The organism is Symbiopectobacterium purcellii (assembly GCF_019797845.1).
Classification (GTDB): domain Bacteria; phylum Pseudomonadota; class Gammaproteobacteria; order Enterobacterales; family Enterobacteriaceae; genus Symbiopectobacterium; species Symbiopectobacterium purcellii.
The window spans coordinates 4,515,042-4,538,154 of sequence record NZ_CP081864.1 but is presented as its reverse complement, the minus strand read 5'-3'; the positions used below and the strand labels follow the sequence as shown (position 1 = coordinate 4,538,154).

General features: G+C 52.2%; 21 protein-coding genes and 2 pseudogenes. 15 read left to right on the top strand and 8 right to left on the bottom strand.

Going from position 1 to position 23,113, the window contains the following annotated elements:
- Positions 1–164: 164 nt before the first annotated feature.
- Entirely contained in the window at positions 165–212 is a 48-nt protein-coding gene (gene spfP / locus K6K13_RS23795) for a small protein SpfP (protein ID WP_071892919.1), read from the top strand.
- 98 nt (positions 213–310) lie between these two features.
- Here the strand turns inward: spfP and yihA are convergent, their stop codons facing one another.
- Positions 311–961, bottom strand: coding sequence for a ribosome biogenesis GTP-binding protein YihA/YsxC (yihA, locus tag K6K13_RS21065; RefSeq protein ID WP_434064587.1), 651 nt, complete (start codon positions 959–961; stop codon positions 311–313).
- Between the two features lie 193 nt (positions 962–1,154).
- Here yihA and yihI point away from each other — a divergent pair, with 193 nt between their 5' ends.
- From yihI to K6K13_RS21045, 4 genes are all read left to right on the top strand, one after another.
- A complete protein-coding gene (gene yihI, locus K6K13_RS21060; protein WP_222158703.1) occupies positions 1,155–1,721 on the top strand; it encodes a Der GTPase-activating protein YihI in 567 nt (188 codons plus the stop codon).
- Positions 1,722–1,724: 3 nt separating this feature from the next.
- Entirely contained in the window at positions 1,725–1,901 is a 177-nt protein-coding gene (locus K6K13_RS21055; RefSeq protein WP_222158702.1) for a high mobility group protein Z, read from the top strand.
- A gap of 4 nt (positions 1,902–1,905) precedes the next feature.
- The gene (gene hemN, locus K6K13_RS21050) at positions 1,906–3,279 is read left to right on the top strand and encodes an oxygen-independent coproporphyrinogen III oxidase (RefSeq protein ID WP_222158701.1); all 1,374 of its coding nucleotides are present in this window, start codon (positions 1,906–1,908) and stop codon (positions 3,277–3,279) included.
- 563 nt (positions 3,280–3,842) lie between these two features.
- Complete coding sequence (locus tag K6K13_RS21045) at positions 3,843–4,565, top strand: helix-turn-helix transcriptional regulator (RefSeq protein WP_350338142.1); 723 nt, start codon at positions 3,843–3,845, stop codon at positions 4,563–4,565.
- Positions 4,566–4,568: 3 nt separating this feature from the next.
- Here K6K13_RS21045 and K6K13_RS21040 read toward each other — a convergent pair whose 3' ends face one another.
- Positions 4,569–5,210, bottom strand: coding sequence for an acyl-homoserine-lactone synthase (locus K6K13_RS21040; protein WP_222158700.1), 642 nt, complete (start codon positions 5,208–5,210; stop codon positions 4,569–4,571).
- A 795-nt stretch (positions 5,211–6,005) separates the two neighbouring features.
- On the opposite strand from K6K13_RS21040, the pseudogene K6K13_RS21035 reads away from it, so the two are divergent.
- The 5 genes and pseudogenes from K6K13_RS21035 (at position 6,006) to K6K13_RS21015 (ending at position 11,197) form a co-directional block, all read left to right on the top strand.
- Positions 6,006–6,413 (top strand): annotated as a pseudogene (locus tag K6K13_RS21035) (ExbD/TolR family protein).
- Between the two features lies 1 nt (position 6,414).
- On the top strand, positions 6,415–6,918 hold the full coding sequence (locus tag K6K13_RS21030) for a hypothetical protein (protein ID WP_222158699.1): 504 nt from the start codon (positions 6,415–6,417) through the stop codon (positions 6,916–6,918).
- 38 nt (positions 6,919–6,956) lie between these two features.
- Complete coding sequence (locus tag K6K13_RS21025) at positions 6,957–9,200, top strand: TonB-dependent receptor (RefSeq protein ID WP_222158698.1); 2,244 nt, start codon at positions 6,957–6,959, stop codon at positions 9,198–9,200.
- A 109-nt stretch (positions 9,201–9,309) separates the two neighbouring features.
- A complete protein-coding gene (locus K6K13_RS21020; protein ID WP_222158697.1) occupies positions 9,310–9,954 on the top strand; it encodes a MotA/TolQ/ExbB proton channel family protein in 645 nt (214 codons plus the stop codon).
- 61 nt (positions 9,955–10,015) lie between these two features.
- The gene (locus K6K13_RS21015; protein ID WP_434064622.1) at positions 10,016–11,197 is read left to right on the top strand and encodes a phospholipase D-like domain-containing protein; all 1,182 of its coding nucleotides are present in this window, start codon (positions 10,016–10,018) and stop codon (positions 11,195–11,197) included.
- 139 nt (positions 11,198–11,336) lie between these two features.
- Here K6K13_RS21015 and K6K13_RS21010 read toward each other — a convergent pair whose 3' ends face one another.
- From K6K13_RS21010 to glnA, 5 genes are all read right to left on the bottom strand, one after another.
- Entirely contained in the window at positions 11,337–11,459 is a 123-nt protein-coding gene (locus tag K6K13_RS21010; RefSeq protein ID WP_222158695.1) for a YshB family small membrane protein, read from the bottom strand.
- A 309-nt stretch (positions 11,460–11,768) separates the two neighbouring features.
- On the bottom strand, positions 11,769–13,181 hold the full coding sequence (gene glnG, locus K6K13_RS21005; RefSeq protein WP_222158694.1) for a nitrogen regulation protein NR(I): 1,413 nt from the start codon (positions 13,179–13,181) through the stop codon (positions 11,769–11,771).
- An 8-nt stretch (positions 13,182–13,189) separates the two neighbouring features.
- A complete protein-coding gene (glnL, locus tag K6K13_RS21000; protein WP_222158693.1) occupies positions 13,190–14,239 on the bottom strand; it encodes a nitrogen regulation protein NR(II) in 1,050 nt (349 codons plus the stop codon).
- A gap of 50 nt (positions 14,240–14,289) precedes the next feature.
- Positions 14,290–14,445, bottom strand: a complete 156-nt coding sequence (locus K6K13_RS20995; RefSeq protein WP_222158692.1) for a hypothetical protein — start codon at positions 14,443–14,445, stop codon at positions 14,290–14,292.
- Between the two features lie 32 nt (positions 14,446–14,477).
- Positions 14,478–15,887: a glutamate--ammonia ligase gene (gene glnA, locus K6K13_RS20990; protein WP_222158691.1), complete on the bottom strand. Its 1,410-nt coding sequence runs from the start codon at positions 15,885–15,887 to the stop codon at positions 14,478–14,480.
- A gap of 371 nt (positions 15,888–16,258) precedes the next feature.
- Between glnA and typA the strand changes: the two genes are divergently transcribed.
- Positions 16,259–18,082, top strand: a complete 1,824-nt coding sequence (gene typA / locus K6K13_RS20985) for a ribosome-dependent GTPase TypA (protein ID WP_222158690.1) — start codon at positions 16,259–16,261, stop codon at positions 18,080–18,082.
- Between the two features lie 107 nt (positions 18,083–18,189).
- Here typA and K6K13_RS20980 read toward each other — a convergent pair whose 3' ends face one another.
- Entirely contained in the window at positions 18,190–19,722 is a 1,533-nt protein-coding gene (locus tag K6K13_RS20980; protein WP_222158689.1) for an MFS transporter, read from the bottom strand.
- Between the two features lie 129 nt (positions 19,723–19,851).
- Here K6K13_RS20980 and K6K13_RS20975 point away from each other — a divergent pair, with 129 nt between their 5' ends.
- From K6K13_RS20975 to fabY, 4 genes and pseudogenes are all read left to right on the top strand, one after another.
- Entirely contained in the window at positions 19,852–20,763 is a 912-nt protein-coding gene (locus K6K13_RS20975) for a LysR family transcriptional regulator (protein WP_252120373.1), read from the top strand.
- 190 nt (positions 20,764–20,953) lie between these two features.
- Entirely contained in the window at positions 20,954–21,592 is a 639-nt protein-coding gene (yihX, locus tag K6K13_RS20970) for a glucose-1-phosphatase (protein ID WP_222158688.1), read from the top strand.
- A 68-nt stretch (positions 21,593–21,660) separates the two neighbouring features.
- On the top strand, positions 21,661–22,098 hold the full coding sequence (dtd, locus tag K6K13_RS20965) for a D-aminoacyl-tRNA deacylase (protein WP_222158687.1): 438 nt from the start codon (positions 21,661–21,663) through the stop codon (positions 22,096–22,098).
- A gap of 71 nt (positions 22,099–22,169) precedes the next feature.
- Positions 22,170–23,111: pseudogene (gene fabY / locus K6K13_RS20960) on the top strand (fatty acid biosynthesis protein FabY).
- The last annotated feature ends 2 nt before the right edge of the window (positions 23,112–23,113 follow it).

Genomic DNA, 23,113 nt, shown 5'->3' with positions numbered 1-23,113 from the left:
TAATGCGCATTACGTTATTCATTTCTGTAATTAAACTACAGGATTGGGTGACTTGCTTGACTTTGTGTGACCCATAGCCATTTTTTATGAAACTAAACAACAAAAAAACCTTTGTTCTGGCGAAAAAATAGGGTAGAGTTAACGACGTAGGGTACAGAGGTAAGATGTTCTATCTTTCAGACCTTTTACTTCACGTAATCGGATTTGGCTGAATATTAGCCGCCCCGGTCACTTCGGTGACTGGGGCGTTTTTTATTGGGCGAAAGTCAGAAAAACGCCGCAAGATCGCTAACGATCGCGGCGGTTGATCTCAATTATCGACGTCTTCTTGCACTGAAGGGCGGGTGTTGAACCACAGATCGAGTTTTTGCCGCACTTTATCCACCCCTTCTTTTTTTAAGGAGGAGAAGGCTTCAACCTGAATATCTCCGCCAAACGCGAGCACGGCTTCACGCACGGCATTCAGTTGCGCTTTGCGCGCACCGGAAGCCAGTTTGTCGGATTTGGTGAGTAGAATGAGCACCGGCAGATCCACATCCACTGCCCATTCAATCATTTGCTGATCGAGATCTTTCAACGGATGACGGATATCCATCAACACCACCAGTCCTTGCAGACAGGCTCGTTTTTGCAGATATTCCCCCAGCGCTTTCTGCCATTTCCGCTTCATCTCTTCCGGCACTTCGGCATAGCCATAGCCGGGGAGGTCAACCAGACGTACGCCGTCTGTGACTTCAAACAGGTTGATAAGTTGGGTCCGTCCCGGTGTTTTACTGGTACGCGCCAGACTTTTTTGGTTGGTCAGTGTGTTCAGGGCGCTGGATTTTCCCGCGTTCGAGCGTCCGGCAAACGCCACTTCAATACCGCTATCGGCAGGCAGGTGACGAATATCGGGCGCGCTGGTGACAAAATGCGTCACATTGTAGTTATGCGTCACGTTCGGGTTCTGTTGTTCGGTCACAATGGTTATCTCTGTCTGGATAGGGGGTTTTGGGTCTATTATACCTATAACTGGCCCGAAACGCGGGGTTATCGGTCGCTGCTTGTAAAGCACAAGGCGAATTCGCCCAGTTAGCCGCACCAACCCTTTTTTATTGCTGGCCTTTCTGCTAGATTCCGCCGCAATTGTCTTCTGTTTACCTGAGAGTGTTGTTATGAAACAGCCGGTGAAAAATTCGGGCACCAAAGCCCCAGGCGCGAAGGCGTCGACATCGAAAGCAAAGAAAAAGACGCGCGCCGAGCTTAACAGCGAAGGCTGGGAGCGTAAACGTCAGAAAAAACACAGTGGTCGTGCGGCCGGTAGCCGCGCGCACCCAGAGATGCTGGATGCAGGAAAATCCGGTCAGAGTAAGAAACGTGATCCTCGTCTTGGGAGTAAAAAACCGGTCGCACTGATTGTCAGTGATGACACGCCGAAAAGCGCAAAGTCCGCGAAAGCGGCCGTACCGGCTAAACCAGAAACGCAGGTTGAAACACGGCTAACCCCTGAGCAGGAATTGGCGCTGCTGGAAAATGACGATCGTCTCGATGCGCTGCTGGAACGTCTGGATAACGGCGAAACGCTGAGTAAAGACGAGCAAAAATGGGTGGACAGCACGCTCGATCGTATCAATGCCCTGATGGATGAACTGGGCATTGAAATGGATGACGAGGAAGAGGACGCGCAGCAGGAAGACATGATGCAGCTCCTCAAGCGTAATAACCCGAAAGACGTATTCTGATAGATGAAAGGGCTACTGTCTCTCATCTTGGTGTTGGTTGTCTGTTATCTGCTGTGTCTGTTGGGTAAACTGTGGCTGCTTTCCCGGCGTAAAACGCGAATACAGCGCACCGTGTTCGTGACAGCGCAGCGTAAGCTGCCGCTGAAAAGCGCTGTCGGGAAATACAAGCGGAAGGAGTAACAGCATGCAAGATCAACACGTCGATTGGGATTTAGCCCTGATTCAAAAATACAACTATTCTGGGCCGCGTTACACCTCGTATCCCACGGCGCTCGAGTTTAACGAACAGTATGACGATGCGGCATTCCGCCAGGCGATAGCACGTTACCCAGAGCGACCGTTGTCGCTTTATGTCCATATCCCGTTTTGTCATCGCCTGTGCTATTTCTGCGGTTGCAATAAGCTGGTGACGCGCCAGCAGCATAAAGCAGAAGAATACCTTGATGTGTTGGCCGTGGAGATTCGCCAGCGTGCGCCACTGTTCGCCGGACGCATCGTCACGCAGCTGCACTGGGGCGGCGGCACGCCGACCTACCTCAATCAAGATCAAATCAGCCGACTGATGGCGCTGTTGCGCGAGAATTTCCAGTTCGCGGATGAAGCGGAAATCTCTCTGGAGGTCGATCCCCGTGAAATCGAGCTGGATATTCTCGATCACCTGCGTGCGGAAGGCTTTAATCGCCTGAGCATGGGGGTGCAGGATTTCAACAAGGAAGTGCAGCGTCTGGTGAACCGTGAGCAGGATGAGGCGTTTATCTTTGCGCTGATTGAACGCGCCAAGGCGCTTGGCTTTACCTCCACCAATATCGACCTTATTTACGGCTTGCCGAAACAGACGCCGGAAAGCTTTGCTTTTACCCTGCAACGCGTTGCTGAGTTAAGCCCACACCGCCTCAGCGTGTTCAACTACGCCCATTTGCCGACGCTGTTTGCTGCCCAGCGTAAAATCAAAGATGCGGATTTGCCGAGCCCTGCGCAAAAGCTGGAGATTCTGCGCCAAACCATTACCACGCTTACCCAATCGGGCTATCAGTTTATCGGTATGGATCACTTTGCTCGTCCAGACGATGAACTGGCGCTGGCGCAACGTGCCGGTAAATTGCACCGTAACTTTCAGGGCTACACCACGCAGGGTGACACCGACCTGCTGGGCATGGGCGTGTCGGCGATTAGCATGATTGGCGACAGCTACGCGCAAAATGAAAAGGTGCTGAAAAACTACTACGAGAAGGTGGGGGAGCAGGGCAATGCGCTGTGGCGCGGCCTGCGCTTGACGCACGATGACTGCATCCGTCGCGATGTGATCAAAAGTCTCATCTGTAATTTCCGTCTCGACTACGCGACGATTGAAGCGGACTATGGCATCGATTGTCGCCTCTATTTTGCGGAAGATTTACGCCTGCTGGCACCGCTGGTGCAAGATGGCCTGGCTGAATTGCACCCTACGGGGATCGTGGTGACGCCGAAAGGCCGCTTGTTGATTCGCAATATCTGCATGTGCTTTGACAGCTATCTGCGTGCCAAGGTAAGGACACAACAGTTCTCGCGAGTGATTTGATGGTGTGTGCTGATCGTTGTCTACGTTGACGGCTATGGCGGGTTCTGTTACATACCGCGTTGTGGGATATCAAAAAAGTTGTGCGCTTTTAATTCTGCGCTCACCTCGCCATCTGTACATCTTGCGGTTATTACGTTTGTTTCACCTTATTTAACTGATTTAGTCGTGTGAAAATCAACGATCCGATCTGGTGTTGTTGGTGGGTAGGCTAACGATTTATTCTTACAAGCAGAGTAATAGCAATGCGATGATGTAATGCGTTAGCCACGACACTGAAACCTGAACACCCTCAATTAATATTTATACTGAGGGTGTGTATTCCCTGGTGTTTAGCTATCGGTCTTTTTAACCCTTTGTATTCGGGGTTTTTAGTCACGTACAGTAATAAGTACCTCATTACTTTCCATAGAATAATACAAATGTCTGGAAAAATAATCTGACCATAAGTACAGTTCACTTGCTGTACCTTATACCTGTCCCAAAACTGATACCAAGGTAGTCATAGATTCCCATAGGCGATATCTTATTGAAGACATGATATTCGCACTCACAAGGATGTTGAAATGTTAATGAGAAATGAAAGTAATGTTGAGAAAATTATAAAAAATCAGCTTGAAGCAACGTTAAACTCCCTAGAGGCATTCACATGGGCATACGTGGTTTTATCCAAAAAAGATATGTCATGCATCTTTGGTGTAACAAACTATCCAGAAGAATGGGTCAGACATTACCGAGAGAATGGGCTTCAGTATACGGATCCTGTGGTAATCACTGCACTGAAAAGCTTAACCCCTTTTCCTTGGAATGAAAAACTGATGACCCATTCAGGGTATGATTTTGCTGAACTTTTCAATCAAGCCAGTGAATATGAAGTGGTTAATGGTTATACGTTCGTATTGCACGACTATAACAATAATCTTGTGACCTTGTCTTTTATTATTCCTGCTGAACGCAAGTCAGAGATAATGCAAACGCTTTTACAGAATAAAGGTGACATCTCAATATTATTGGCATCAGTACATGAAACGTACCTGATGTTGACATCATTTTCTGAAAAAAAACCGGAGGACATCAACAAAACTAACCGGCTCACCAAAAGAGAAAATGAAATTCTCTATTGGACGAGTGTCGGTAAAACATATCAAGAAACGGGGATGATTCTTGGTATAAAAGTGCGTACTGTTAAGTTCCATATGTTAAATATTGTTAAAAAAATGGGCGTCGCCAATGCCCGGCATGCTGTGCGTCTTGGCGTGGAGCTTCAGCTGATTCAACCGATTGAGTGATGATTACTCAGCGATAAACGACAGTGGCCAATCGTTCAGTACATTTTCAATCTGAATGTTGTCCCTACGTAATATCCTGTCTTTTAGCTCTTTCTGACTCATTAGATCGATATGGCCCAATAGCAGATAGACAGGTTCATCTTTCTCAGAAACCCCGGTTTCCAGCACTGTAACATTCCAGCCTGATTTTCGGATGATGCTCATCATTGGGTGACTTGCAACAGCCAATATACCGTCATAATGGTGGCGCTGGGCATAATTAATTAATGAAAGAAATAAGGCCAGAGTAACGGGGTATTTGTTACCAAGGAGTGAGATAACCCTATCTTTATCAACAAAAAAACGGGTTGACTCAATGAACTTTCCTTCGGGTAAATTTACTTTTTTAAAGAAAGATGAAAACGTATCATTCAGCATGTTATGGTATTTAGTATCTATAATTCTTGTGCCACAAATAATGACTCCATTTTTAACTCCAAATATATAATTTGTTTTTTCATTATCAAATTCATCAAACTCCTTTCCATTAGAGCAATTGACATCCCATTGTAGACGATCTTTAAATATATTTTTTCGTAAAATGAAAAAATCTTCTGATTTTTCATTGCTTAGAGACAAGTAATTAACACTGTAAATATTAAACATAATGTCACCTGTATTAATGTGTGGAATGATTAAATTCGGTAACATCAGTGAAGCTTTCCAGTAGCATGCCGGGACTGAGCAATAATAGTTTTTTTGGTTTTTTATTCCCACTCAAATAATCACGAGGAATAAATAAAATCTAAATAATTGACTTTCATATCTTCTGATTCATTTGTCCTCTTTTTTTTCGAGTTTTTCTCTAAGAAAATAATCTTATTTGTTTTTTTATAATCTTTACACTTGGGGTGTCAAAGCGTTGAGCCTGAATAAGGAATGGTTAAATTGCGTAATGTCCATATTCATAATGTATACAAGAGGTAAGATAGCATTAAGGTAATAAAAAATATGCTTATGGATGAGGGGCATGGAATGATATGTTCGACAGGTGCGTAATGACGTGTTGATTCGCAATATCTGCATGCCAAGGCAAGGACACAACAGTTCTCGCGAGTGATTTGACGGTGTTTGTGACGGTAATTGCCTGTCGCTGCGGCAATTACCGATTATGTCATTAACGCATTGCGCGTCGGAACGTTAACGTATCGCTATCGGTTATCTCTCCGCATACTGCTCACCTGTAAGAAAAATATCAAATCCATGTCATATTGAAAGGATTGCACCAAAAAACCTCCAATAATGAAAAAATAATAACATAAGTGTAAACAAATTTAAATATGCGCTCTCTATAGTGGCCGCTTTGCTTTGGCAGCTAACCATTCCGTGGTGGCTGCCATCTTTGGGGACCCAATCATCCTTGTGCGTCATCGTCATACGCCAACGATGGGAAGAGAGAAAATGCGAAACTGGAACGAACCAAAAAGAAACAAAGCCCATATCGAGTTGATCCCAATGATCGACGTTATGATGTTTTTACTGGTGTTTTTCGTCCTGATCAGTATCAACGTCCTTCCTGCTACGGGGCTGAAAACCCAGCTTCCCTCTGCCAGCAGCGCCCAACAGCTAAAACCGCAGAAAAAAGCCATCGTCACCTTAGGTGAACAAGATCAACTGCAACTGGACGGTTCACCTATCCAGATTACCGATTTGGTCAGCACCTTAAAACAGTAGCAACAAACCGGAGAGACCACCACCATTATCGTCAACAGCGATAAGCAGGTAGCGGTTGAGCGTCTGGTCGCGGTGATGGATACCCTGCGTCAAGGTGGGTTTACCTCGGTTTCAATCGCAACGCGGAAGCAGTGACATGTATTGGCTTTATCGTTCACGTCATGCCATCAGCTGGTTGCCGCTGCCCATGGTGGCTGCATGTTTGATGGTGCTGACCCAGCAAAGCGCGCTCAAAGTACAACCTCAGTATGACGATAGCGTCATGGAACTGTCGCTCGCCGATCTCACACCGCCGGCACCGCCAGATGCGGTGGTTCCTCCAGAGCCTGAAACGCCTCCCGAGGAGACGTTGCCAGAGCCGGAACCAGAGCCCGTCGAGACGCCTGAACCGATCGTTGAGGCACCGCCACCGAAGCCCGAACCGAAGCCGGAACCCAAACCCAAACCGGCACCCAAGCCAAAGCCTGATACGCGTCCGGCCCCCGTTGCTGCGCCGGTGAAAGCGGCCAGCATGCTGCTCAACCGGGCGGCAACCAGCACGTTACAGAGCATCACGCAGGTCAGGGCGTTTCCGGCAGAGGCGTTTGCCGGGCAAAACACCAAACGTTTTTTAGCCACATTCCATTATCAAGCGCAGTGAGCGCCTATACACAACATTGAATCAGGGTGATTAACACAATGAAATTATTATCAGTTTCAAGGATATCTCTCTCTGTCGCGGCCGCATTGTGGTCGGGAACCGTGCTGGCAAACGATGCAACAGACATCGGCGCCATTCAGGTTAAAGGGGCGCCATTGGGCGGGGGAATGATGATTCAGGAGGAGAGTGCAAAATCCCGCTCGACGGTGACCAAAGAAGCGATGGATAAGATGTCCGCCACCGGTAACGCCATCGATAAGTTGAAATATACCGCTGGTCTGAATGTCAGCAGTAATGACTCTACTGGCCTGAGCGGTATCGATTACACCATGCGCGGTATGAGCAATGATCAGATCGGCCTTTCGGTTGATGGCATCCCGATGAACGATTCGGGCAGTTACAGCGTGTATGCCAACCAACTGGGCGATGCGGCAAACCTTGAGCAGATTTTTGTGACCCAGGGTTCTTCAGAAATGAACGGCCCGCATATCGGCTCCAGCGGCGGTAATATCGGTATGGTCACAAAACGCCCAGCCAAAGAGTTTGGCGGATTTATCGAACAGACCTTTGGCAGCAACAACCTGAGCAAGTCCCTGATCCGTTTGGAAACCGGATTGCATGACGGCTTTAGCAGTTGGTTATCCTACTCATACACTGATGCCGATAAGTGGCGTGGCAAAGGGGCTACTCGTTCCAATAAGTTGGAATGGAACGGCCTGTATGAAGATGACAACGGTAACAGCAGTAACCTGCTGGTTAAGTACAACAAGCAGGACATGAATAACTACAACACGCTGAGCAAAAGCACTTTCCTGAACCAAGGGCGTTATGTCGATTACCCGACCACGCCGGAATATAACAGCCGCGGCCAACTCTCGCGTTACTACAAGATTAACCGCAACCCGTTTGAAAGCCTGAACCTCACGTTCACGCAGAAACTGCAACTGCGCGATAACCTGTCGCTGACGCTGCAACCCTATTACTACTGGGGCAACGGCGGCAGTTTCAGCGGTCAATCAGCCTATACGCTTTCTTCCACCACCAACGATAAATCGGGCAGTTACGATCTCAGTAACCTAAGCAGCAATACTTACTACCGCCCTTCATGGACGGAAACCTGGCGTCCGGGTATCACCAACACCCTGAAATGGGATCTTAATGACCAACACAGTCTGGATATAGGCTACTGGTTTGAACGCGCACGCCAGCGTCAGACACAGCCCTACATCGGTATTCAAGCCGACGGTAACCCGATCGATCTTTCTGGCAAACCAAACGGTTCGCACTTGGTGAAAGATGCCAACGGCAAAGTGATCCAGGGGCGCAACCAGTTCACCGTGACACCCGTGCATAAGTTCTGGTTACAGGACACCTGGTTTGTCTCCCCCGATTGGACGCTTAACGGTGGTCTGGCCTGGCAGCACGTGAAACGTGACGGGCACGATCTGGGCAGCTTGAGTTCTGTGGAAGAGAAAAAGGCCCGCACCTATAGAGAGTTCCTGCCTAGCTTTAGCGCGACGTACAAAGTTAACCCTGAGAATCAGGTATTTTACAGCCTGACGCGCAATATGCGCACGCCGCCTAACTACGTGCTTTATAACCTGGGTGATTCCATCAATACCAAGCCTGAATTGAGCTGGAACCACGAACTGGGCTGGCACTTCCAGGGGCAAGACGTGATGTTGAGCACTTCGCTGTTCTACATCGCATTTACCGATCGTCAGATCTCAAGTCGTAACGTTGATGGTGAATACGAGATGATCAACGCCGGTAAGGTCGAGAACAAAGGTATCGAGACCGAGTTAAGCGGAAAACTGCCACATAATTTCAATTACTTTGCCTCTTACACCTACACCGATTCCAAGCAGAGAGACGATATCTCCACTAACGGCTCAACGCTGCCAATGACGGGAAAACGTTCCGCCAACACGCCGAAGAACATGCTTAATCTGGGCGTGGGTTATGACGATAGCCGCTACTACGCAGGCGTCAATGGCCGTTATACCGGCGCGTTTTACGGTGACATGACTAACGATGAGAAAATTGGTGGTCGCACCGTCGTCGATCTCAATGCGGGTATTCACTTGCCGGTGGATAAGAAGATCATCAAAAGCGCCACACTGCGCTTCAACGTTAACAACGTATTTTATAAGGAATACCTGGATTCCGCACGGACAGTGGTATTCAACGCCGCTGCGCACAACGGCGTTCGTGCCAGCACGCCTTATTACAACGTGGGTGAAGAGCGCACCTTTAGCGTGTCGCTGGACGCCACCTTCTAATTGCACGCAAACCTGATATCCCCTGAGGGAATTTATCCGCAGGGGAGTGACTTATTCCCGTCACGCGCCAGCAGGGGCGTGACTCGCACCGAAGGAACATCGGACTCTTATGAACGCAAACGACCTGCACGATATTATTTTTTATGCAATGTATGCCTCGCTGGTGGCGGCACTGATCATCATCATTGAACGCGGGCTGTTCTTTGCCTATACGCGCCGTCAGACCATGCGCTTGCTGCGGACGTTAACCGCCGATATTCGCCATCTCCACGAACTCCCCGCGGAGTTCAGTCAGCGCAACAGTTTGCCAGCAACACTGATTGCGCCATTGTTACCGCAGGCGGCCAATCGCAGCCGTGATGAGATCAACGATGTAATCGATACCCAATATCTGCAAAGCAAACCGCACATGATGCGAGGACTGTGGCTGTTGGAAACCATTGTGACGGCAGCTCCGCTGCTCGGGCTGCTGGGCACCATTATGGGGATTATTGAGACCTTTAAGGCGCTTTCAGCTGCCGGGATTTCTGACCCAAGTCAGGTCTCCGCTGGGATGGGTACGGCGTTGTACGCCACGGGGCTGGGGATTGCCATCGCGCTGGTGTGCCTGCTGGGAAACAACTTTCTGCAAAGCCGCATGGAGCACATCAATGAAGCACTGAAAGTGCTGTTACTGCGGGCCGGAATGCCACATACCCGCCAGCCCATAAAGCCTGCGGCGGTGCAGGAAAATGGGGAAAAGCGTTATGCGTAGCGCATGGGCTATCAAACGCGCTGGGCAGCGTTGGGCGGCGAGTGTCGGGCTCGGGCTGTGTGTGGTAACGTCCTCGGCGCTGGCGGATTTCAGCATTCCCGGTTATGAATTGGTGTATACCGCGCCGGTAGAAACCGCGCTACAGGCCCCGGATCTGCGTGCACCGGATGCCGTTTGGAGTGCGCTGTTTGATGAAGCGCAACAGCGTCTGTCATTGGGAGAGTTCTACGTTGCCAATCAGCGCGGCTCGCGACTGGATAACGTGTTGCAACATCTGCGCAGCGCGGGAGAGCGCGGTGTACGCATTCGCTTTCTGCTAGAAGAGAAGGGCATTGTACTGTCAACACCGGAAACGCTGGCGCAGTTGAAGGCGATTCCCAATCTGGAACTGCGGGTCATCCCTTACGCTAAGCTCACCGGCGGCATTCTGCATGCGAAATACCTGCTGGTGGATGGCAAACGGGCTTATGTCGGCAGCCAAAATTTTGACTGGCGTTCGCTTGAGCATATTCATGAAACCGGGCTGCTTATCGACGACCCCAGCGTGCTCAAACAGCTCAATGCGGTGTTCGAGCAGGACTGGCAGGCGCAGGAAGCACTGGTGCAAGGTATCGCGGTCAAGCCTGTGATACAAACGGTTGTGCAGGATGACTCGCGCCCGGATAACTATCTGGTTGCCAGCCCCAAAGCGTTCAACCCTCCGGGCGTACTGGATTCTGAAGCGGAATTGCCACGCTTATTGGGGCAGGCGAAAACCCGCGTGCGCATTCAGGTGATGGACTACGCGCCGCTCTCATATGGCCCGAATCGCACTCGTCCCTATTATGCGGTGATAGATAATGCATTACGCAGTGCGGCGGCACGCGGGGTAAAGGTCGAGTTAATGGTAGCGAACTGGAGCACCAAAAAGCCGAACATTGCTTATCTCAAAAGTTTGGCGGTACTGCCGAACGTTGAAGTGAAAATCGTGACATTGCCTGAGGCCAGCAATGGGTTCATCCCCTTCGCTCGCGTGATTCATAGCAAGGTAATGACCATTGATCAGCAAAAATCCTGGGTGGGCACCAGTAACTGGAGCGGGGGTTATCTTGATAACTCGCGCAATCTGGAGATTGTAATGCAAAGCCCGGCGATGACTGCGCGCATTGATGCGTTGTACGCCCAGTTGTGGAACAGTGAGTACGCGCAACCCATTCAAGGGGATAAAGACTATCCAGCGCCACGCCCCGGTGGGGGACATTGAGCCAAGGTAAAAAAAACACCCCGACGATAGCGAGGCGTTTTCAGATTAAAACTTTATTATATTCAAACAGTGTCATCATCGAGATGATGGGGATGTTATTGTGATATAGGACATCAGCCCGATGGCCTGTCGGTCAAGCCTAAATAAAGAAATTGATCAATGCAGCACACAGGATTGCAGCAATGGCGGTTTGCGGTGAGTGACTCGCCGCTACGCCAAGCTCCGCGCCGTGTGTCGCCGCAGAAATAAGTGAATCTAGCATGGTAAGTTCTCCTGAATCAGCGACACGATCATACTGCCGGCTTGTTTTATGTAAAGAACAAAATATCGACAATTTTGTGCGCTGGCTTGTAATTCCTGGCGATACCTGCGGGAGCACGGTAAACGGAGCGTAAGCGTCACGCTTGTTATCGTTCTGAGTGTTGGCTGGGAGCTAATAACGTTGAGGAAATGATACCACAGAGGGAGCGGCGCAAGGTGGCTGACAAACAGCACTACCCCACTGTCATTCCCACGAAGGCGGGGATGACGAGGAGTAATGTGACATGGCCGTCGGTAATGTGTGTTGCAGCTATTCCATACCGAGTTCTTTGAGCTTGCGCGTCAGGGTGTTACGTCCCCATCCCAACAGGCGGGCGGCTTCTTGCTTATGGCCCTGCGTATGGCGTAACGCGGTAGTGAGCAGCGTTCTTTCCATCTCCGGTTGCGCTTCGGAGAGCAGGTTTTGATGACCGGAACGCAGCGCCCGATCGGCCCATTGCGCCAGCAGGGTTGCCCAACTGTCCGGTAGCATGTGCACCGTGGCATCGGGTGCCGTGGTTTCAAACAGCTCTGGCGGCAGATCCTGAATCAACACCTCTTGTCCGGCGGCCATCACGGTCAGCCAGCGGCAGGTGTTTTCCAACTGACGCACGTTGCCCTGCCAGGGCAGGCGCGTTAACGCCGTTTCCGTTTCCGGGTGCAGATTTTTGGGTTCTACCCCCAGTTCTTTGGCCGTTGCTTGCAAGAAATAGCGGGCCAGCCGTGGAATATCCTCGCGTCGTTCGCGCAGTGGAGGCAGATGGACGAGAATCACATTGAGACGGTGAAACAGGTCTTCGCGAAATTTGCCTTCCTGAACGCGCAGTTCCAGATTTTGGTGGGTTGCGGCGATAATACGCACATCCACTTTCACCGCCGCGTAGCCACCGACGCGGTAGAACTGCCCGTCAGCCAACACGCGCAACAGCCGCGTTTGCACATCCAGCGGCATATCGCCGATTTCATCCAGAAACAGGGTGCCGCCGTCGGCCTGTTCAAAGCGTCCCTGGCGAATCTGGTTCGCGCCGGTAAACGCCCCTTTTTCATGACCAAACAGCTCTGATTCGATCAGATCCTTGGGGATGGCCGCCATATTCAAAGCGATAAACGGTGCTTTGGCGCGCGGACTGTGGCGATGCAGCGCATGTGCCACCAGCTCTTTACCGGTTCCCGATTCCCCGTTGATCAGCACGCTGATGGATGAACGGGAGAGCCGGCCAATAATGCGAAACACATCCTGCATGGCCGGTGCTTCACCAATGATATCGGTGGTGGGGCCATTGAGCGGTTGCGCGCGGACCGGTTGCTGCTGTTCCAGATAGTGACTGATCGCGCGCTCAACCAAAGCGACGGCTTCGTCGATATCGAACGGCTTGGGCAGATAATCAAACGCGCCCTGTTGGTAAGCGCTTACCGCCGCATCCAGATCGGAGTGCGCGGTCATAATGATCACCGGCAGCATCGGATGACGCTGTTTGATCTGTTGCAGTAGAGCCAGACCGTCCATGCCCGGCATGCGAATATCGGACAGCAGCACATCCGGCGTTTGGGTTGCCAGCGCGTGCAGCGCCTGATTTCCGTTATCAAAGGTGGCACAGGTTAACCCCGCCCCAGTGAGCGCGCGCTCCAGCACCCAACGGATGGAGCTATCGTCATCGACAATCCAGACTATCCCTCGTTGCATCGTGAACCTCACTGGCGAATGGGCAGGTAAACCGAGAATTCGGTATGGCCTGGCCAACTGTTAAATTCAATTTTTCCCGAATGCTGATCGATCAGGCTGCGTGCGATCGATAATCCCAGCCCAGTCCCCCCTTCACGACCGCTTACCATCGGGTAAAACAGCGTGTCTTGCAGCTGAGCGGGGACGCCAGGACCATCGTCTTCGATATCAATACGCGCCGCCAGGCGATAGCGCACGCCGTGCAGCGTGAGTTGGAAGGCGGTACGCGTGCGCAGCGTAATGGTACCGCCTTCTTTACCCAGCGCCTGGAGCGCATTGCGGGTAATGTTCAGCAGCACTTGTTCAATCTGGTCTGGGTCGTGGGTCAGCTCAGGCAGGCTGGGATCGTAATCTTTCACCAGCGTCACGTTGTCAGGTTTTTCCAACGAGACCAACTTGCAGACGCGCTCAACGACCTGATGAATACTTTGCGTTACGTGTAAACCCGGCTGCTGTGGCCCTAACAGCCTGTCCACCAGATTGCGCAGGCGATCGGCCTGCTCAATGATCACCTTGGTGTATTCTGTCAGCGCGGGGTCGGGCAGCGCTTTGGCCAGCAACTGTGCCGCGCCGCGCAATCCGCCGAGCGGATTCTTGATTTCATGCGCCAGACCGCGCACCAAATCACGCGCTGCCTGCTGCTGGGAATGCTGTAATTGTTCCTGGCTGAGGCGGCGCTGGTTGTCCATCGGCGCCATCTCCAACAGGATAAAACTGTGTTGAATGCGTTGTGCGGTGAGCGACATGATGTGTGCTCTGCCATCGACAACGATAGTCACTTCGTTATCCGTAAATCCTTGACCCGCGTTGAGGCTTTCGCGCATCAGCTCAATATTTAGCGAAAAATAGCTGAGCAGATCCGGCAACGGTGTTCCCGCCAATTTGCGTGAACTTTGCGCCAGCAACTGCTGGGCTGCCGGATTGGAATAGTGGATTGCCAGGTCGTTATCCAGCAATAAAATACTATTGATCAAAGAATTGAGGATCTGCCCAGCATCGGGCAGCGTGCCTGTTGCCATAACGCAGACTCCTGCACCCTCGCGGTGCATTGTAGTGTAGATGATGGATGTTACGTCGCAACGGCCAATATTGATGATAAAGAAATAAGGCCGATGGTGAAAAAAGCCCATCCGAAGATGGGCTGAAAAGTTTCCACGGCAACAAAAACAAACTTCTTATAATTCTGTTGATGCTCGGTCATGGCAGGGTTCAGCACGCCCACCACGCCGAGGTAAATCCTGGGTACGCAGTCGTTGATTAAACGCTGTAGTACAGTTCGAACTCAACCGGGTGCGGCGTCATGCGAACGCGATCGTTCTCTTCACGGCGCAGACCGATGTAAGCATCGATAGCGTCGTCAGTGAACACGCCGCCTGCCGTCAGGAATGCACGGTCAGCGTCCAGCGCGTTCAGTGCTTCTTCCAGAGAGCCTGCAACCTGCGGGATTTCATTCGCTTCTTCCGGCGGCAGATCGTACAGGTTTTTGTCCATGGCATCGCCAGGGTGGATCTTGTTCTTGATACCATCCAGACCGGCCATCAACAGTGCGGCGAAGCACAGGTACGGGTTAGCCGCCGGGTCCGGGAAGCGCACTTCGATACGTGCTGCTTTCGGGCTGGAGACGAACGGGATACGGATCGAAGCAGAACGGTTACGTGCGGAGTAAGCCAGCATTACCGGAGCTTCATAACCCGGGACCAGACGCTTGTAAGAGTTGGTGGTCGGGTTGGACAGGGCGTTGATCGCTTTAGCGTGCTTGATGACACCGCCGATGTAGAACAGCGCTTCTTCAGACAGGCCTGCGTATTTGTCGCCGGAGAATTTGTTGGTGCCGCCTTTGGACAAGGACATGTGGCAGTGCATGCCAGAACCGTTGTCACCGAACATTGGTTTCGGCATAAAGGTGGCGGTTTTGCCGTAAGCGTGCGCTACGTTGTGAACAACGTATTTGTAGATCTGAATTTCGTCCGCTTTTTTGGTCATGGTGTTGAAGCGGGTGGCCACTTCGTTCTGACCCGCTGTTGCCACTTCGTGGTGGTGAGCTTCAACAACCAGGCCCATTTGTTCCATTACCTGGCACATCTGAGAACGGATGTCTTGTGCGGAGTCAACCGGCGGAACCGGGAAGTAACCGCCTTTCACTGCCGGACGGTGGCCTTTGTTGCCGCCTTCGTATTTGGTGCCGGAGTTCCACGCGCCTTCGATATCATCGATAGCAACGTGAGAGCCGGAGATGCTGCTGCCGAAACGAATGTCGTCAAACAGGAAGAATTCAGGTTCTGGTCCAAACAGAACGGTATCCGCGATACCGGTGGAACGCAGGTACTCTTCAGCGCGTTTCGCGATGGAACGCGGGTCGCGATCGTAACCTTGCATGGTGTTTGGTTCCAGAATGTCACAACGAATGATCAGCGTCGTGTCTTCATAGAACGGGTCCAGTACTGCGGTGCTTGCGTCAGGCATCAGCACCATGTCGGATTCGTTGATACCTTTCCAGCCACCAATAGAGGAGCCGTCGAACATTTTGCCTTCTTCGAAGAAGTCAGCGCTAACCTGGTGAGCTGGAATGGTGACGTGCTGCTCTTTACCCTTGGTATCGGTAAAGCGTAAGTCGACGAATTTTACTTCGTGCTCGTTCAGCATCGTCAAAACATGTTCTGCGGACATACTTGGATCTCCCGATTTGTCATTTATCGTCGTGGAACGAATATCGTTATGGAATGATGTTTGTTACCGTAATAAGGTTTAAGCTAAAATCATGCCAACTCTACGCGTGGGGTTGGGAGGCGTTGTTTTCAGGCTTTCGTTGAAGGCAGTGCCTGCACCATTAGCGTTCGTTGCACTATTATGGTTCATAATCACCAAAATAGTGCACTGTTTGTGTGCGTTTGTTTACTTTCTCTGCGCCGTTGCACCGTGAAAGGGATCACAAAGCAAGCACCCCTGGGTTGTTTATCGCTTAGGAGTGTGATCTTGTTTGGTCCCTCGCTTAATCCGTGTACAATAGCGCGCTATTTCTAAATGCCTGAGGCAAAGCTGTGATCGAGAATTTGCGTAACATTGCTATTATTGCGCACGTTGACCATGGGAAAACAACCCTGGTTGACAAGCTGCTACAACAATCTGGAACATTGGGTGAACGAAATGACGCCACTGAGCGCGTTATGGACTCCAACGATCTGGAAAAAGAACGCGGTATCACCATTCTGGCGAAAAACACCGCCATTAACTGGAGAGATTACCGTATCAATATCGTTGACACCCCAGGACACGCCGATTTCGGTGGTGAAGTGGAGCGTGTAATGTCCATGGTCGATTCAGTGCTGCTGCTGGTAGACGCAATGGACGGCCCGATGCCCCAGACTCGTTTCGTTACCCAAAAAGCTTTTGCCTATGGCCTGAAACCGATTGTGGTCATCAACAAAGTTGACCGTCCGGGCGCGCGCCCTGACTGGGTCGTCGATCAGGTGTTCGATCTGTTCGTCAACCTGGGTGCCACCGACGAACAACTGGATTTCCCTATCGTTTACGCGTCTGCGTTGATGGGTATCGCCGGTTTGGATCACGAAGACATGGCGGAAGACATGACGCCGCTGTTTGAAGCGATCGTCAAACACGTTGAAGCACCGAGCGTCGATCTGGACGGTCCGCTGCAAATGCAAATCTCCCAGCTGGACTACAACAGCTATGTGGGTGTTATCGGTATCGGCCGTATCAAACGTGGCCGTATCAAACCGAACCAGCAAGTGACGATTATCGATGCGGAAGGTAAACGCCGTAACGGTAAAGTGGGTCAGGTGTTGGGCCATTTGGGTTTGCAACGTATCGAAGCTGACGTGGCGGAAGCGGGCGACATCATCGCTATCACCGGTCTGGGTGAACTGAACATCTCTGACACCATCTGTGATACTGCTAACGTAGAAGCCCTGCCGCCGCTGTCCGTGGATGAGCCGACGGTAACCATGTCCTTCGGGGTGAACACCTCGCCGTTCTGCGGTAAAGAAGGCAAATTCGTGACCTCTCGTCAGATCCTGGATCGTCTGAAGAAAGAGCTGGTGCACAACGTGGCGTTGCGTGTTGAAGAAACCGAAGACCCGGATACCTTCCGTGTGTCTGGCCGTGGCGAATTGCACCTGTCCGTGCTGATCGAAAACATGCGTCGTGAAGGTTTTGAACTGGCCGTGTCTCGTCCGAAAGTTATCTTCCGTGACATCGACGGTCGTCGTCAGGAACCGTTCGAAACAGTGACGCTGGATATCGAAGATCAGCATCAGGGTTCCGTGATGGAAGCGCTGGGTCTGCGTAAAGGTGAACTGCGCGATATGAACCCGGACGGTAAAGGTCGTGTGCGTCTGGATTACATTATCCCAAGCCGTGGTTTGATTGGCTTCCGTACGGATTTCTTGACCATGACTTCCGGTACTGGCTTGCTGTACTCCACCTTTAGCCATTACGACGATGTGCGTCCGGGCGATATCGGCCAGCGTCAGAATGGCGTGCTGATCTCTAACGGTCAGGGTAAAGCAGTAGCCTATGCGCTGTTCAGCTTGCAGGAGCGCGGTAAGCTGTTCCTGGGACACGGTGCAGAAGTGTATGAAGGCCAGGTTATCGGTATTCACACCCGTTCCAATGACCTGACGGTCAACTGCCTGACGGGTAAAAAACTGACCAACATGCGTGCTTCTGGTACTGATGAAGCCACGGTGCTGGTGCCAGCGGTGAAAATGTCGCTGGAGCAAGCGTTGGAATTTATCGATGACGATGAATTGGTTGAAGTGACTCCGCAGTCTATCCGTCTGCGTAAACGTCACCTGACCGAAAACGATCGCCGTCGCGCCAACCGCGGGCCGAAAGAGGGCTAATCCGCCGCTCTTTACAAAACCGTTCCAGGGCGCTTTCAGGCGCCCTGCCTTTTTTCTCATCGTGTTATTTCCTTCCTGCCTGACCCTGATGATGTGCTTATTAACGCTCAAGACGTCGCGTCTGGCTGACGTAATGTCACAAGACATACCACAGCGGTGAGTGCCGCGAGTATCGCCAATACCGCAAAGATGCTGTGGAAAGCCGACGTGTAGGCATGATTTGCCAGCTCGATAATGATTCCGTCCCCCATGCTATCCGTATTGGAAACCGTACCGTGTCCGGCGCTAGCCCCCATTTGATTTGCCATCGCGGTGGCATTCTTCGGTAATGTCAGTGACGCAACCTCGGCCGCTGCGTGCAGATTTGCTGCCGTCAAACTCATCAACATAGCTCCGATGATGGTAATGGCGAGGGCTTCTCCGGTTACGCGCATGGTGGTAAAGATACCGGCAGCCATCCCCGCGCGTGCTTTGGGAACGACACTGACCGACAGGGCATCCATCAAGCCCCAAGGCAGTCCGTTGCCGATGCCAACCAGCAGCATCGGGAGTGCCATTGACCATAAGCCTCCGTCCGCCGACAAGCGTGTCAACAGCCAGGTACCGAGCGCGGAGATGAGAAAACCAACGCCCGACAGTAAACCGGGTGATACGTACCGGGCCGCACACCCTGCCAGCAACGGAACTACCAGCATCGGCGCTGTCAGCGGCACGATAGCCAGACCTGCTGTAAATGCATCGCGCCCTTGTACGGCAATGAACCAAATAGGGACGTAGACGATCAGCGCGATAAAACTGAAACCGGTCGCCACGGGCAACAACTGGACGCCGATGAAGCGCGGGTAGCGAAACAAAAGGAGGTCCAGCATGGGATATTGACGCCGACGCTCCACGACAATAAACGCGCCTAGCAGGAAAAGGGTGCTGCCCAACAGCGACAGTACGCGCAGGCTCGTCCAGCCGTCTTGCGGCCCGCGTGCGATGCTGAACGTCAGCGACACCAATGCCGCAGTGAACAGCACCGTGCCTGGCCAATCAATGCCTTTTGCCTCTGGATCACGCGACTCCCTGATCCGCCGCGTCCCCAGCACCAGAACCAAGGCGGCGATCAGTGCGATGGCAAAATACAGTGAGCGCCAACCCAACCGTTCTATCATAAACCCTGAAGCCATGGGGCCGAATGCAAGACCAACACCGAACGCTGTCCCGAGGAAGCTGAAAGCCCGTGTGCGCTCCGCTCCCTCAAACTCCTGCGCCAGTAGCGAGGTGGCGGAGGTTAGTACCAAGGCTCCACCAACGCCTTCGGCGGCGCGCATCAGATTGAGCAGTAGCAGATTTGGGGTCAAGCCGATCAACAGTGACATCGTGATGAATATCCAAATCCCTACCATGAAGCAACGTTTGCGACCGATTTGGTCGCCGATGGCACCCGCCGCCATAACGCAACTGCCAAACGCGATGGCGTAGGCATTCACAATCCAACTCAAGCTAGAGTGATCCCCACCCAAGTCGTGGCCAACCGCGGGTATTGATATTGCCGGACCAGTGAATACCAGTGGGATGATAGTTGCACAGACGCAGATCGCCGCCAGTACCTTGTAGCGGTCGCCGGTTGCTACCGGTATTTGTGTTTTGCTCATTCCTGCTCCAATGTGTCCTCCAGTCTGGGCATCAGGCTGAAGACGTAATGATTTCCTCACAGCTTAATTGATTCGTTTTTATCTGATAATATGATGTAAAAGAACATTACCTCTGCAAAAAATGCATATATGAACGGAACCGAGTTTGAGCAGATTACGGCCTTTGTTGCTGCCGTTGAGCATGGTGGTTTCACTGCGGCTAGTCAGGCATTGGGCAGAGATGGCTCCATCCTTTCGCGGCGCGTTACGGCATTGGAAAAGCGCCTGGGCGTGCGTCTTATGGAACGCACTACGCGGCGACTGGCATTGACGGAAGCCGGTGAGCGCTTTTACCAACGCATGCGCGGTGCTCTGCAGGTTTTGCGGGATATCGAGCAGGACACGGCCGCGGCGGCGGTGAGTGTGCGCGGCACGCTGCGCATCGCCTTGCCCGCCTCCTTTGGTCGGATGTGGATCACTCCCAGGCTTCCGGCGTTCCTCGCTACCTATCCCGATCTTTTCGTAGAAACCGCGTTGGAAGACCGCTATGTCGATCTGGTGGCGGAGTCCTTTGATGCGGCTGTTCGCATCGGAACCTTGGCTGATAGCCGGTTAGTGGCTCGCAGGTTAGCACCCTCGCGGCGTATGCTCTGTGCATCACCAGCCTATTTGCACAAGCACGGTGCGCCTGCTCGGCCGGTTGATCTTGGTCAACACGCCTGCCTGGGATTCTCTCGTCTGGCCTCGCATCCCCTTTGGACGCTGTGTGATGGCGATAAAATAACGACGGTGCGGATAGCCGGGCCGTTGGTGACGGATGACGCAAGTAGCCTTGTACAGGCTGCTGTCTCTGGTTTAGGTATCGCGATGGTCTCCGACTGGCTAGCGGGACCGGAACTGTGCAGCGGTCGATTGGTGCCTGTGCTACCCGACTATCCCGTGGAAAACGACGAGGCTATCTATCTGGTGCATCCCTCCGCGCGACTGGTTCCCGCTAAAACGCGGGCGTTCGGCAGTTGGATTGCACAGGTGCTGGCTACGCGGCCATGGCTGCATCCGTAAATCACAGACTAACGGGCCTCCTCAGGCCTGTTCAATAGCGCCATGCAGGGTTGCCGTTTTTGGTTGGTCATCGCTATCCCCTTACTGCCCGCCGTGAGTATTTCGTATACGTTTTAGTTATGTTCTTCCCTATTCAGCCGTCATTTTTCCCGCTACAGTGAAAAAACAACCATGACGTCTGGAGGGCGAAATGCTTTATATCTTTGATTTGGGTAACGTTGTCATTGATATCGATTTCAACCGCGTGTTGGGAGTGTGGAGTAAGCTGAGTGGTGTGCCACTAGCCACGCTGAAAGAGCGCTTTACCATGGATGAAGCCTTTGAACTGCATGAGCGGGGCGAGATCAGTGATGAAGAATTTGGTGCCCGACTGAGCCAGGAAATGGGCATGCTGCTGAGCTACGAGCAGTTTACGGCGGGCTGGCAGGCTATTTTTGTTGCGCTGCGTCCTGAAGTACTGGATGTGATGCAGCAACTGCGCCAGCAAGGGCATCGCGCCGTTATTTTATCCAACACCAATCGCCTGCACTGTGCGCATTGGCCCGCTCTGTTTCCAGACGTGGCCGAGGCTGCCGATCGTCTCTATTTGTCACAGGATATTGGGATGCGCAAACCGGAGGCGAGAGTTTATCAGTATGTGCTGACGCAAGAGCAGGCAACGCCGGCGCAAACGGTATTTTTCGATGATAACGAACAGAATATTGCCGCCGCGCAAGCGCTGGGGATCCACAGCGTTTTGGTGACCGATCGCGATACGGTGCCACAATTTTTTGCCGAACACCCGGTTTCTCCTGCACACATTACCGTCGCTAACGCGGGTAAGCTGTGATAAAAACGGTTGGCATTTTTGCTAAAAAATCGATTAAAAGAACAGCGGTTCAGGAGTGGTTGTCGTTTATGATTGCGTTAATTCAGCGTGTTACCCGCGCCAGTGTGACGGTGGACAATGCCATCGTTGGGGAGATTGCAGGCGGATTGCTGGTGCTGTTAGGCGTCGAACAAGGGGATGATGAACGTAAGGCGGCGCGCCTGTGTGAGCGCGTGCTCGGCTATCGTATTTTCAGCGATGAGCAGGGCAAGATGAACCTTAACGTGCAGCAGACCGGAGGCAGTGTGTTGGTGGTATCGCAGTTTACGCTGGCGGCGGATACGCAAAAAGGCATGCGCCCCAGTTTTTCCCGCGGTGCGGAACCTGCCGAGGCGGATCGGCTGTATCAGTATTTTGCCGCCCAGTGTCGTGAACGCGGCACCCACGTGGAAACCGGCCGCTTTGCGGCTGATATGCAGGTTGCGTTGGTTAACGATGGGCCAGTCACGTTCTGGCTTCAGGTGTGACAATGCCATGCGCGTCAGCGCGCCCATTGTCACCGATGCGCAGTACAGCCAATCGGAAGGAGGGGGAGGGAATGTATCACCTGAGAGTGCCTGAAACCGCTGAACAGATGGACGCCTACTATCAGTTCCGTTGGGAGATGCTGCGTAAGCCATTACACCAGCCGTTAGGTTCAGAGCGGGATGCCTATGACGCGCTGGCGCATCACCAGACCGTGGTGGATTAACAAGGGCGGTTGGTGGCGATTGGACGCCTCTCCATTAATGCCGATAACGAAGCCGCTATCCGCTTTATGGCGGTGCATCCAAGCGTTCGGTGCAAAGGGTTGGGCACGCTGGTGGCGATGACGCTGGAATCCGTCGCGCGTCAGGAAGGGGTAAAGCGCGTGGTATGCGGTGCGCGTGAAGATGCTGTGCCGTTTTTTACCAAGCTGGGTTTTTCCCTTCAAGGAGAGATCAGCGCACCGCAAACGACGCCTGTGCGTCATTATCTGATGACCAAACCCATTGCCTCTCTAGATGATATCTTGCATCGCCCTGATTGGTGTGCGCAGTTGCAGCAAGCCTGGCATGAGCATATCCCGCTCAGTGAAAAAATGGGTGTGCGAATCAACCAATATACCGGGCAAAAATTTATTACCACCATGCCGGAAACGGGTAATCAGAATTCGCACCATACGCTGTTTGCCGGTAGCCTGTTTTCATTGGCGACGCTGACCGGATGGGGGCTGATTTGGCTATTACTGCGTGAACGACATCTGGGGGGCACCATTATTCTGGCCGATGCGCATATTCGTTACAGCTCGCCGATCACCGGTCGCCCCAGTGCAGTGGCTGATTTAGGCTCGTTGAGCGGCAACCTGACGCGTCTGGCGCGCGGACTTAAAGCGCGTGTGCAACTGAACGTCGAGCTGTTTGGCGATGATAAATCCGGCGCGGTGTTTGAAGGGGTGTATATCGTGCTACCCGCGCAGCCTGCCGATCCCTTGGAACAAGGCGGCTCGGAAGCGGGGTAGCG